This window comes from Rickettsia slovaca 13-B, from assembly GCF_000237845.1.
Classification (GTDB): Bacteria; Pseudomonadota; Alphaproteobacteria; order Rickettsiales; family Rickettsiaceae; genus Rickettsia; species Rickettsia rickettsii.
The window spans coordinates 1,121,635-1,135,190 of record NC_016639.1 but is presented as its reverse complement, the minus strand read 5'-3'; the positions used below and the strand labels follow the sequence as shown (position 1 = coordinate 1,135,190).

Sequence of the window (13,556 nt, the reverse complement as noted above, 5' to 3'; positions counted from 1 at the left end):
ATAAATAATTTTTGTTTAGTATCATGGATACCGTGGCAAGACCACGGTATGACAGAGTGCAAATTAGCTACACCAACAAAGCATTAGAAGAAAATTTCTTGATCATCGGAATAAATAAGCTTTCTAGTTCTTTGCGTATTTCTTCCTTGTTTTCTACTTTTTGACCTTCTTTACTTAAAGTTAGCTCGCCTTTTTCTACATGACCAAGTACAGCCTCAATGATTGCTTTTTTATCATGTTTACCATCCATATATCTAAGTGCAAACTTCTCAAAGAAATTAACGACGATCGGTTCATGTTTTAAATTTGTAACCCACATAGAAGGTGTATGGGTTGCTTGATGTATCACCATTTTTGTTGTTTTAGGCTTATCAAGCTCAGGGTTATTTCGATGCTTCTGATTTGTAATACTAATATAACCTTGTAGTACTAGCTTCATTGCATTATTTAAAAGCTCAGCTTTGATTTCATTTAATTTAGTATTATGTAGCTTTTTATTAGCTTCAGTGGTTATTTTCTCAAAGCTTAACGGATTATTTAGATTTTCGCTGAAAGTGTATAAAATAGCTTTCATATAAGGCGAACTAGTTGTTAAGTTAGAGTCTTGATTGCCGTTTAAGAAGAATTTTAAATTTTCGGAAGCATTATTAAGATCTACTTCTTTGAGTGGTTTTTCAGGCACTATATTAAAGATTATATTAAATTTCGTTATATCATCATTGTTAATATTTCTATTAATTTTCACATCACTATGACATAGTAAAGTGGTTCTAAAACGACGATTCGTAATGAAATCCATATATTGTTCGGTTCTAACTATATCGTTTACCGCTTTTAACTGCTCTACTACTTTCGGCGGCATATTACCGAGATACATAGTCGAAAGATTACAATCGGCTAAATATTGTAAATTGTGCTTTCTTGCTTCATTCATAAATTCATGGAAGTAGAATTGAGCATTTTCTTCTTCTAAATGATCATGACGTAAATAATGATCGGTTTGTTTAGCAAGTAGCCCTGCTTCGGTTTTTAATGCTTCTGCATAAGGAGTTTTAGAGTTTTCTAAGCTATCCTTAACAAATTCTAGTAACAATCTAGATTGAGCTATTCTATCCCGTACATTTGCAAATGAGCTAGAATGATACATCATCATATCTCTAATAGTACGGACCATATTCCAGCCAGGGAGGGTATTATAGCTAATATATGCTATTCCGTTTGGACTAAGATTTTTATTACAAACTTCAAAAATTTTATCTCTAACGGTTTTTGGTACCCAAGAAATTACGCCATGGCAAATTATATAATCAAACTTACCGAAAGAATCGTTAATATCAGTTATCGAACAATGATGGAACTCTATATTTTTTAATCCTAGTGCTTTAACATTTTTATTTGCTTCGTCAATTTGTACCTTAGACAAATCAACCCCAACAAAATAAGCTTTTGGATAAAGAACTGCATGTGGTATTAAATTACCGCCTGCTGCACAACCAAGCTCTAATATTTTTGCATTCTCGACTTCAGGAGCATTTACACCGAAAAGAGTTGCAAGTGTACTTAAGTGATAAGGATTTGTAAGAGCATATGGGTAGCTTTCATACGGTATTTCATCATAAGTGTTATGATCTGAAACCGCACCGTTAACAACGGATTGTGCGGAATGTGTTTTTTTTGCCATCTTATCATGACCGTTAGGGGTAGAAGAAGAGTTAGTAGCTTTTGGAGACATATTTTTCCCTTATATAGTTGAATTATTCGTGTCATCCCGCGGGATGATGACATTGTAGCTTTCATATAAATATTTCACAGAATTATTAAAATGGCAATCTATAAGTAAATCCTATGCCAAATTCTCCAACGGCTATAGTTTTTTTGATAGGATTTGTTGGCACGAATTGCCCCGTTTTCATATCAAGCGTATCATAATTAATTCTTACTCTATATGCCGTTTGTAATTTTGCAGTTGCATCAATACTTAAATTTGAAGTTACATCTTGTGAAATTCCAAGACCTGCTTGCCAAGCAACACAATTTTTATGAGTTTTTCTTACTTTAAAATAATCGCTATTTATAACACTCCACCTAGAAGAGGTAGGCTTAACTTTTACTTGTGCTATTCCACCTCCAAGTATTACAAAAGGTGTGAAAGTTTTTATTTTTTCTAAATCATAAATAAGATTTAGCATATATATATCTGATAATACGGTAGTATTACCTGGGGTTTTAGGAATAGTGAGACCATTACTTAAATTTTGCTGAGGTAATACGTAATGCAGACTATATTTAGGTTGATAAGTTGCTGAGAATTCAATAGCTATCTGTGGATATATTATATAGCCTATTTTTCCACTATACATACTTGATTTTTTTAAAATTATTTCGGTATTTGAGTGTTTATGTCGGAATTTACTAACGACCGGTTCAATTATTCCGCCTTCTACTCCTATATAGAACCCTGTTTCTTTTGCGAAAGCAATGTTATTAAAAATGATGATAGTAATAAAAAATAATTTTAGTAATTTAGTCATTATAATTGCTTAAAAAATAAATATTATATACCCCCTTTATTAATGGTCAATCATATTTTTCCTAATTATGGAAGCAATTATACCAAATAGTAATAAAGTAATAGTTACAGTGAACGCAACATATTCCGGAATCGCTATATAATGATGAATAAATATTTTAAAGCTGATAAATATTAAAATTAAAGCCAAAGAATATTTTATATAACTGAAACGTTCTACAATTTCTGCTAAACAAAAGAATAACGCTCTAAGCCCTAAAATAGCAAAAATATTTGAAGTATAAATTATATAAACATCATTAGTAATTGCGAATATTGCCGGTATACTATCTATAGCAAAGACTAAATCTATTGCTTCTATCAGTACTAGAGATATAAAAAGGGGGGTGCAATATAGTTTGTTATTACGTTTAACAACAAATTTATCCCCTTCAAGGTTAGGGGTAATATTTAGATTTTTTATTATTGACTTGTAAATATAAGAATTCTGTATATCAAAAGTTTTATGTGATACATAGAAAGTTTTTATACCTGTAGCAATAAGTATTACGGCAAAAATATATAATAACCAGGCAAATTTATTTATAAGAATAATACCGCCGTAAATCATTACAGCTCTGAATATTATTACGCCTATTATACCGAAAAATAAAACACGATGTTGATATTGCCAGGGAATTTTAAAAAATTGGAAAATAATAGAGATAACAAAAATATTATCAAGTGACATAGCTTTCTCAATGAGAAAGCAAGTATAATATTCACGAGCATGATCTGCCCCCGTATTATAGTAAACATAGATACCGAATAAACAAGCTATTACAAGATAGAAAAGACTAAAAAGTACGCTTTCTTTAAAGCTCATTATGGTATTTTTTTTGTGTATTATTCCCAAATCGAGAATCAGTAAAGCAGCGATTACCGTATAAAAAATAATCCAACTCATTTATTTATCTCTTCATTTTATATTGCATGTGGAAATATAGTCCTCCATCAAACATAACTCTTAGCTGGAATCTTATAGTATTTTCTCCTTGTTTTAAATAACGCTTTATATCAATCGGTAAATTTTTAGCTTGTAATGCTTGACCTTGGTCATTTCCATTGTTACAGTACCTTTTCTCATCTAGAGAATCAATGTTAGTAGGGAAGCTAAGTAACTTTGTGCCGTTGACATATATTAATGTGCAATCATCATACCATAAATCTTTTACTTCAAAATACTCAATATCGTCCATTATTGCATCTAAAGTTACTTTGAATTCTACAGTATGCAATATTGTATTGTCCGGTTTATTTGCTGCAGCTATACGTGCTCCATCCTTTGGAAATGCCATAATGCTCCCATGTGGTACCGGTTTTTTGTTGAAGATATAGTCACCTATTTTAGTTACCGGATTATAAGGGGTCTCAAGTAATTGGTCTGATGGAAAGTCGTTATAACCAACTTTTATGGGGAATCCTTTAAATTTTCTACAGCCGACATTGTGGCCTAAAGGTTCAAACTCGACAACCTTTCTATCAAAATATGATAAACAATGGCGTTCTAAAGGTTTATTAGGATCAATAGGTATCCAATTCGTCGGGCATTTTCCTTTTGCAAGTTCTCCTATATCGCTTTCAGGCCATTCTGCATTACCGTGATTGTTACCGGAAGGAGCTTTCTCTGTGCTAGGAATTTTAGCACAAGTAGGTACTAATATAGGAGCACAAAGATTTAGCTCTTGCCAAGTTTTATCTCTTACATCCTCAGTCTCAGCGTTATATGTCGGCTCAGGAGGAGTATTGTTATCTCCTTTTGTATATGTCACTGTATAATATTTTGAAGGATCTACCGGTACTAATATTGGTCCTATGTTAGGTTTCGGCTCGATTCTATCTGTATAATCCCTACTTAAAACACATATTGGAGTATTAGCCTTATCGTTATTGGTATAGCATTTACTCGGAATCTTATTTATATTGCAAGTATAAATTGTAATACCTCTTCCTGGACCTGACACTGTTTCTTCTAGAGTACAGCGCGTTAGATCTATATCTTTTTTACATAAGCCAAGATTTGGATATTTAACGTTATATTTATTTTTAAAATCTTTACAATTTATAGTATCGTTGTTGTTGAGTTTAGCAAGTACACAATTTGTTGAGTCATGATTGTAACCGGGCATAGGTGATCCATCAGGTAAAGTAGGACGCAGCATAGGGTTACAATGTTGGAAATTTTTCGGCATCAAGCAGGCATGCGTTCCACCTTGGATATATTTACCATTTATATATTCTAAATATTTTAAATATACCGCACTTGAGTCAGGATTTCCATTACTATCATAAGGTGCTTTATCGTCTTTATATTTACCGTGAATAGTCAACTGATTTAGAACATTCTCTCCTGAAAACGGCATAGCAATATATTTATCTTCCTTTGGATCTTTAGGTATAAATGCAACGGAAGAACTATACTTATAACCGGCAAGCATTACTATGCTTTCTGTGTCAGTGGGGTTGGGAGGTGGAGGTCCGGCGTATGCTAACGGCGTTACAAGAGTGCTTGTTTCATCTATGATATTGTCGCCTTCTCTTACTTGTACTGACGCAATGAATTGCGGTTTATAATAAGCATCGTTGGGATTGCTATTATTAGTACAGGTAATTCCGGCATATTGCTTTGCACATTCATAAGCAGCTAAGCTGTAAGAATGATTTACTCGCGGTACACAATCTATTAAATTACCGGACTCAAATAAGCAAATATTATTAGGATTTTGCTTATCGTCTTCGGTATTACTAATAGAGACATAAAGCTTTCTATCTTTACCGTTGTTGTCTTTTAAGATGATATCTGTCTTTATAGGCATTAAGCTAGTTGTATCTTGCTTTTGTACCTCAGGAAATTTTACGCTTACATCCTTAAATTCGCCGATATTAACTCCCCACACTTTTTGACAGGTAGTTGAATTAGAACTTGGACAGTCCGGTATATCGCTTATGTAGTAATCGCTGGGTGTTTCTACATTTCCAATTTTCTGCGAATATACTATTCTAAATCCCTCATTACAACCGTTAGCCGTAACACTACATGGCGTAGAAATTTCTGTATTAATACATGGAGTGTTGCCTGAAGTATTCTTACACGATTTAATTAAATCTTTAAAAGCCGTATTAGTATGAGTAATTTTTGCTGAAGAAAAATCTATATTACGTGGTTCTACACAAGTTTTGAGGTCAGAGCGAGAACTCGTGCAAAGCGGAACAAGATTGCTAAAGCTAACACGTATGGTATTATTAACAATATTGTTTTTAACATTAATATTAGATGGCACTACACAAGCCGGATTAGTAGAAGATTGGTCAAACTGGCCGCTTGCATCTTTTATGCTACATACATTATGAGCACTCGCACTAGTGCTAATATAATCTAAATTTGGACAATATGGTGGTGGAAAAGGCCCTAAAGGTAATTGTACACAACCAAAAGAATAGCTATCTACAGAACCGTTTAATGACCCAAGTGCTTCAATAATTTTTATTATTAAAGCAGGAAAAAAATTAAAAATCTCTCCTATTGCATTAAGTGCTGATTGAAGTACTTTTATAAATTCTGAATTTTGATCTATCATACCAAGAAGCTGCCCTAATAAACTTGGTAAACTGACTCCTTTTATCGTTTCAACTAAAAATTTTAATACTTTTGCAATAGGGCTAAGTTCGTTAGTATGATGAAGAGGTTGACGATTAGGATTCCAGTCCATCGGATCAAGATGTGCACCGGAATCTGAAACAAGGTTAACAAGTCCAGGATCGCTATAAGCACAAAGTTTAGGAGGTTTTAAAGTAATTATTTTTCCGTCTATACCGATTATCTTATTATCAGTTTCTGTATAACCGACTTTATTGAGATGTACTCCATCGGTATAACCTGGATCTGCAGGGGAAGGTGGGGCATTTATCCCGGGAGGTGGAGGCATATCCGGTACGGCAACTCTAGCACAGACTCTAGTTAGAGGTATACCGTAACCTGTAGGCCATAATACACATTCTCCATCCCAATTTAAAGTAGAGTTTTGGTGCCAACAAGCTATGGCATTACAGCTTTGAACTCTAATACGAATTTTTGGAGTAAAGTAACTACTATCAGGGGCTTCTTCTGCACATCTATTGAGTAAAAAACCGATAAATATACCTGGATAATCAAATTTTAATAAACAAGTATCATTATTACGACCGTCGCTTTTATTCCAAGGAGGACATAATGTGCCTGGTTTAAAAGGTCCTCTTGGCTTTGCATTGATGCCTCCATCCTTATTCCAAATTTCCGTTCTCTCACTTTGACCGCAATTACATGGATCGCTAAGACAAGTGACTATATCATCCCAAATAGATGCATATACATTAAATGAGAAAAATGAAAATAAGAAAAATAGTAAATATTTTTTTAACACTTTGAGTATTCTTTATGCTCGTTGTTTTTATAGTTCATAATAAATTATTGTCATCCCACGAGCTTGTAGCGGGATCCAGTCCTTTTTAATTTTTTTTGGATCCCATAATAAATCACGGGATGACAGAGTGAAATATTAGTCCGTATTTAACTCATTATATAGGTAATTAACCCAATTATCCGGAGGACCTTGGTGTTGTTCAAGTATTTTTTTATAAATATCCATTTCCTCCTGTCTGCTTGATAAAATACGGACAACTCCTATTAAAGCGGCAATACTTAATTCAGAAGCTATCGATTCATTATCCTTACTAATTAAGAACATTCTTGCAGAAAGTATTAGCTGTGATAATTTTCGTATTTCTGGCTTGCTTAAACCTAAAATTTTATCTAAATCTTCTATTTTAACGTCAGACGGTAGAATAATTTTAGTATTAATTAAATCAAGCCAAGGTTTTATAGTATATTTTGGATATGACTTAAGATAAATAAAATTGAAATTACTGACGAAAATACCGTTATTTTGAGACAAATTATTATAGATTAAATTTACATTATCATAATAAATCTCAGGTCTGTAAAGTTTATCAAAATTATCGGCAGCAAATATTTTAGGTTTTGTGCCAACTAGACTTAAATGATAAGTAAAAGCATAAATTACTGCTGCACTAATACTTTGGTGTTTCTTTAAATTATTATTAAATTGTTCTAAAAATTTTCTCTCCGTCGGGTAAAATTGTTTAGAAAACGGCTCATCAGAAAGTTTATATAAATTAAACCCTATAACTTTCCCTTCTTCAATGTTAAGAGACGATCCGTCAAATAATCCGGAATATAATTGTTCTTCGGTAAAAACTTTAAGTTTATCAAGTATTTGTATTCCTCCTTCCTCCTTAAAATCTTCTAATTTTAAAATATCGGAAAAAATACGTTTTTCTTTTTCAATTGATAAAATTTTATTTTTTAATTTCTCTAGAAAGGATATCTCTATTTCGCTAAGAGGTGAAATATAATGACCACTGATTAATTTTAAAAATTCTAAAATGAATGCTTGTGATTTTTCTGTATCATCTACTAAAAATGGATTGATAATTTGTTTGTCCGGTTCTAACCATTTGCCTTCTATTGCCTCGATAAAAATTTTAGAATCATTATTATTAGAGATATAAATTATTGTTGGATCGTATTTAGTCGATTCTGATATTAAAAAGTTCAATAATACGGTTTTGCCGGTTTTCCCCGTACCAAAGATGCAAGTATTACCTTTATTCGTTTTATCGTGAAAATTCATGAAATATGGAGTACCTTTCTCGGTTCGCAGTAAAGTTATAGCCTTACCCCAAGGATTATATTGATTACCGAGTGTAGTATTATGAAGAGCGGTAAGAGAAGCAATATGCTCTACGGATAATGGCGACATTCTACGTATAAAGGCAAAGTTAGCAGGTAATTGCGACCAAAATATTTGCTCAATATTAATATCTTCTTTTACATGAATAATACCAAGTTTAAAAAGTTCGGTTGATGCTTTAGCTACGGCTGCATCTAGTTTATTTTCATCTTCTTCTATAACGGCAATTGAAATTTGCTGATTACAAAATTGAAAATCTAAATTAGCTGCATCAAGCTTATTAATCCCTTTGTGATTAAGTAAAGTTGAGTCGTTAGTAATTTTTAGAATATAATCTTGACCACGCAATTTGGATATTACTTGTTTTTTGCTAACAAAGTAAAATATTTCAGTTATTATTAATTCAATCGGTAACTGTAAAAATTTATCCAGTGTATTAGAAGGAGTTTCATGATATTCTTTTATAGATAGTAAAGAAACGAATTTATTATTTTTCTCATGATCCGTAACTACCATTTTATCGCTGCTAATTGTATAAATACTTCTACCTATTGCATCGGATAAATCTATTATAGGTACCAAACAATCATTATTATTAAGGTTAGCTATGCGATTATATAAAAATAAAGGATTAGAAAAAACATTATCATTTTCAAATATTATACCGAGTTTTTCAGCACTGAATTCGTTTAAATCATTTAAAATATTATTAGTGATATTGTCTAATTTTTGAAAAGCTGAATCTAAGTAGTTATTTTCAAAATCAGTAATTAATTTATTAGATAAAGAATTTATTAAAGAGTTAAAATTTGTGATGTTAACTTTAGCAGAATCATGTACTATAGATATATATAAAGTATTAACGAATTTATCATTCCAATGGTTTTTTCTTTGCCATAAGGTATGAATATTTGCCGGTAATAATTTTTTGTAAGGAGTTGAATCGTCTAAGTTTTGTTTTTCTCGTATTGTATGTAGCCAAAAAGCAAAATCATAATCGGTTATATTCTTTTTTATAGAAACTCTAACCATTTCACGTAAATTTTGTATGTTATCGCTTATTTTCTCTGAGGTAATGCCGTGTATTTTGATAATTTGTAGTAATTTACCGTCTTTGGTAAGTAAAGTATTTTCATTATAATGACATGCTATAGGTATAAAATTAGGAGCATTATAATTATATATATCTTTGTCAAATTTTCGTAAACCATTAAACACAAATAACCTGAATTTAAATTATCGTTTTGTATACTCGTTCAACTTGAAAAATTGGCTACGTCGTCTTTGTAAGTCCTCGGATGCTCACGTATTAAGTATACGCTCCGCCCCTCGGCTTACAGGCTCCTTGCTCTTTTCCAAGTTGAACTTCGTATAATAACTCTTCATTTCACAGGAGTATATACTAATGAACTTTGCCTGCGTGGATGCTAGAGGCGTCATTGCGAGCAGCCGTAGGTCTCTACTCGATGTCATTCCCGCTTTCGCGGGAATGACATAAGAACCATGCAACAAAGCCAATTTAACAACAACTAGAAACTTTATATTTTATATTTAATAAACAATTATTCACTATAGGCAATGATTTTTTGTAATCCTCCCATGTAATTTATCAAGACATCCGGTATAGTTATTGATCCATCTTCATTCTGATAATTTTCAAGTATTGCAACCATAGTTCTTCCGATAGGTAATCCTGAAGCATTTAAAGTATGAACTAAGGTAGTTTCGTTACTGCCGAATTCTTTATATCTTGCTTTCATTCTACGTGCTTGAAAATCTCCACAATTAGAACAGCTAGCAATTTCGCGATATTGCTTTTGTCCCGGAAGCCATACTTCTATATCATAGGTTTTTTTTGCCGCAAATCCCATATCTCCGGTGCAAAGTAACATAACACGATAAGGAAGATTCAGTTTTTGTAAAATAGTCTCTGATGCATTAGTTATATATTCATGCTCATTTGTTGATTCTTCAGGGGTAGTAATGGATACTAGCTCAACTTTACCGAACTGATGTAATCTAATCATACCTCTTGTATCTCTACCGCTACTACCTGCTTCTGATCTAAAGCACGGGGTGTAAGCAACATAACGTATCGGTAATTTTTCTCTTGGTATAATAGTATCGGCGACCATATTTACTAAAGATACTTCTGCGGTTGGAATTAGTCTGTAACCATTGGTTGTTGCAAAAGACTCTTCGGCAAATTTAGGTAGTTGTCCTGCATTATACATAGCATTATCTCGAACTAATACCGGAGGTGATATCTCAAAGAAATCCCACTCTTTAGTATGAACATCAATCATAAAATTAATTAAAGCACGTTCTAGCTTTGCTAAATCACCTTTTAACGTTACAAATCTAGTTCCAGAAATTTTAGCAGTTTGTTCAAAATCCATTAAATTTAATTTTATACCTAGTTCAAAATGCTGTTTATTCAAAGCATTTGGATTTGTCTCTCCGTAAGTACGAACTAATTTATTCATACTTTCATCCATTCCGTAAGGTACTTCTTCGTCCGGAATATTAGGAAACATATTTAATAGTTCATTTAATTCGTTATTATTATTTAGATCCTGTTCAAGTGCTTCCAACTTCTCATTTATATGTTTGACATCTCTTTGTAACCCTTCAAATTCTTCGCCGCTTTTAGAGGCCATATTACCTAAAATCTTTGATTTTACCTTACGTGCATGCTGAAATTCTTGAATTAAACTCGTAATTTTTCTTTTCTCTCCGTCGAGCATAGCAATTTTACTAGACATAGGTTCAATAAATCTTTGGCTAAGCTTTTCATCGAACAATTCTTTATTTTCTCTAATCCATTTGATATTTAACATTTAGTGTCCTCAGTTTTTCTATAAAATTACATATCATTATTGAAGTTTCATATAATAAAAGTAGCGGTATTGCAAGAGCAAACTGGCTTAAAATGTCAGGAGGCGTTAATATTCCTGCAATAATAAAGTTAATTACCACGGCAATGCATCTTTTTTGCTTAAGTGTTTGTACCTTAACTATTTTTAGTATATTTAATATCATTATCACAACTGGCAGTTGAAAGGCGACTCCAAAAGCAATAATTAAATGAATAACTAAATTTAGATACTCGCTAATTCTTGCTTCCAAAACTATCGGTACGATCATATCACGTTTTTCAAAACTAAGAAAAAAATTCCAAGCTTTCGGCATTACAAAGTAAAAAACAAAAATACTACCGCACCAAAATAAAATAGGCGACATAAAAAGAATAAAAGCGATAATTTTTTTTTCATGGCGGTGTAACCCGGGACTGATAAATAAATAACACTCCAAAGCAATTATAGGTATAATAATAGTAAAAGCAGTAAAAACTGCAAGTTTAATATAGGTAAAAAATGCTTCTGTAAGTCCTGTATAAATTATATTTCGTACCGTATCACCGCTTAGCTTAGCAAGCGGTTTTAATAAAACACTATAAATATTGTCGCTAAAATAATAGCAAATAGCAAATATAATTATAAAAGCAGTAAATATTCTAAGAAGCCTTATTTTTAATTCTAATAAATGTTCTTGAAAACTATATAGTTTCATAAAAATTCTGACTCTTCATTTCGCAGAAATATATATATCAATATTATAAACTTTTTTTAATAATTGTCATATCTTTTTAGAAATATTCACAAAGCCTAGTTTCTTTCTATATATTTTATAAAATATCGGGATAAATAACATGCTAAACAGAGTATTACCTAAAAAGAATACAGGCCAAGTAAGATATTTTGCACAAATACCGCCAAGGCTAGCTAGAATAATACGGCTAAGCGAGCTAAAAGATGCAATAATAGAATATTGTGTGGCAACAAATTCACTATTGCAAAGGCTAGCAAAATAGATAGAGATAATAGTTCCTGCAAAGCCTGCACAAAAATTTTGTACTGTAACAGTTATTATAAATGTCTTTATATCATAGCCGATAGTAGCAAGAATCATAAACATAAGAGGTGACAATAATTGAATAACTCCACCAATTAAGACACTATGAAATATACCCATTTTTGCAGCTAAAACGCCGCTTAAAGCTCCTCCGACGATCATGATTAGTAACCCGTAAGCTTTGTAAATAACGGCAATTTCATGAGTAGTAAAACTTAAATCGAGCAATAAAGGCGAACTCATAGCCATAGGTATAGAATCCGCAGCCTTATATAAAAAGATAAACAATATAATTAGCAGTAAATATTGCTGTTCATTTTTTAAGGAGATAATACTTTTTTTAATAACTTCAAAATATTGTTGTAATCCTATTAAATGAGTAGTTGTATGGTGTATTTCTTTTGATTGTGGTTCTTTGATACATAAAATTACTATAGGTCCAATTAGAGTAATTAATAGAGCCGATTTATATACTGTATTCCAGCCGAAAATAATTGATGAATATAAAGTACCGACGCTGCCAAGTAACATACCTAAACGAAACCCTATGCTACTAAAGGTAAAAGCCATTGAAAGCTCTTCTTTAGATGTAGGTCTCTCAATTCTATATGCATCAAGTACAATATCTTGTGTAGAACTGCAGGATGAAATAATAAATAAGATAATTGCAGTAATATATAAGTTATTACAAGGGCTTATGTTTAAGAACCCCGTCATCGCTAGGATTAAAAATATTTGTGATACCAATGCCCAGCCACGCCTGTGACCGAATTTAGAACATAAAAAAGGTATAGAGTATTTATCTATAAAAGGTGACCATATGACCTTTAAGCAATACGGAAAGGCAGCTAGTGATATCGAACCTATTATATCAGTGGTGTATTTTGCTTCGGATAATTGATATGGAACTGTAAAAAAAATTAAATTGAACGTAAGACCGGAAATTAAGCCTAAAAGTAAAATACCGATTAAATATGTATGGTTATTTATGTCATTCTTGCATGAATTGATCTTCAACGTCATTGTGAGGAAAAATTGTAAGTTGCGACGAAGCAATCCAGTAAAAAATTCTGATTTACAGAATATTCTATTATTATTTCTGGATTGCCACCACGCTCCTTGCAGTTGTGGCTTTGTTGCATGGCTTGCTTCCACTTCTGTCATCCCGCAAGTTTGTAGCAGGACCCAAATACTAATATTGTTAGTATTTTTAGTTGTTTTCTGGATACCGTGGTCAAGCCATGGTATGACACCGAACACGTTTTTTGAGCCATGCAACAACGCTTTCAGTCGCTCGCAATGACGATTAGGTACACACGCAA

General features: G+C 32.2%; 9 protein-coding genes. All 9 read right to left on the bottom strand.

The genetic code is table 11. The features are described from left to right. Positions 1-67: 67 nt before the first annotated feature. Positions 68-1,732 carry a methyltransferase regulatory domain-containing protein gene (locus RSL_RS06225; protein WP_014273807.1) on the bottom strand — a complete coding sequence of 555 codons (1,665 nt, stop codon included), beginning with the start codon at positions 1,730-1,732 and terminating at the stop codon, positions 68-70. Positions 1,733-1,817: 85 nt separating this feature from the next. After that, entirely contained in the window at positions 1,818-2,531 is a 714-nt protein-coding gene (locus RSL_RS06220; RefSeq protein WP_014273806.1) for an outer membrane protein, read from the bottom strand. Positions 2,532-2,570: 39 nt separating this feature from the next. Continuing rightward, positions 2,571-3,476 (bottom strand): TerC/Alx family metal homeostasis membrane protein, encoded by a 906-nt coding sequence (locus RSL_RS06215; RefSeq protein WP_014273805.1) that lies wholly within the window; start codon positions 3,474-3,476, stop codon positions 2,571-2,573. Between the two features lie 4 nt (positions 3,477-3,480). Then, a complete protein-coding gene (locus tag RSL_RS06210) occupies positions 3,481-6,969 on the bottom strand; it encodes a hypothetical protein (RefSeq protein ID WP_014273804.1) in 3,489 nt (1,162 codons plus the stop codon). Positions 6,970-7,104: 135 nt separating this feature from the next. Further along, entirely contained in the window at positions 7,105-9,537 is a 2,433-nt protein-coding gene (locus RSL_RS06205; protein WP_014273803.1) for a VirB4 family type IV secretion/conjugal transfer ATPase, read from the bottom strand. An 84-nt stretch (positions 9,538-9,621) separates the two neighbouring features. Next, entirely contained in the window at positions 9,622-9,837 is a 216-nt protein-coding gene (locus tag RSL_RS10745) for a palindromic element RPE5 domain-containing protein (RefSeq protein ID WP_014362565.1), read from the bottom strand. Positions 9,838-9,881: 44 nt separating this feature from the next. Next, positions 9,882-11,159, bottom strand: coding sequence for a serine--tRNA ligase (gene serS / locus RSL_RS06200; protein WP_014273802.1), 1,278 nt, complete (start codon positions 11,157-11,159; stop codon positions 9,882-9,884). Continuing rightward, on the bottom strand, positions 11,137-11,892 hold the full coding sequence (gene tatC, locus RSL_RS06195; RefSeq protein ID WP_014273801.1) for a twin-arginine translocase subunit TatC: 756 nt from the start codon (positions 11,890-11,892) through the stop codon (positions 11,137-11,139). Before tatC ends, serS begins: the two co-directional genes overlap by 23 nt. 66 nt (positions 11,893-11,958) lie before the next feature. Next, positions 11,959-13,494, bottom strand: a complete 1,536-nt coding sequence (locus RSL_RS06190; protein ID WP_081463635.1) for an MFS transporter — start codon at positions 13,492-13,494, stop codon at positions 11,959-11,961. Positions 13,495-13,556 lie beyond the last annotated feature (62 nt).

Excerpts from the sequence above, each read along its gene's own strand:
- RSL_RS06225 (WP_014273807.1), bottom strand. The coding sequence starts at position 1,732 with ATGTCTCCAAAAGCTACTAACTCTTCTTCTACCCCTAACGGTCATGAT.
- RSL_RS06220 (WP_014273806.1), bottom strand. The coding sequence starts at position 2,531 with ATGACTAAATTACTAAAATTATTTTTTATTACTATCATCATTTTTAAT.
- RSL_RS06215 (WP_014273805.1), bottom strand. The coding sequence starts at position 3,476 with ATGAGTTGGATTATTTTTTATACGGTAATCGCTGCTTTACTGATTCTC.
- serS (WP_014273802.1), bottom strand. The coding sequence starts at position 11,159 with ATGTTAAATATCAAATGGATTAGAGAAAATAAAGAATTGTTCGATGAA.
- tatC (WP_014273801.1), bottom strand. The coding sequence starts at position 11,892 with ATGAAACTATATAGTTTTCAAGAACATTTATTAGAATTAAAAATAAGG.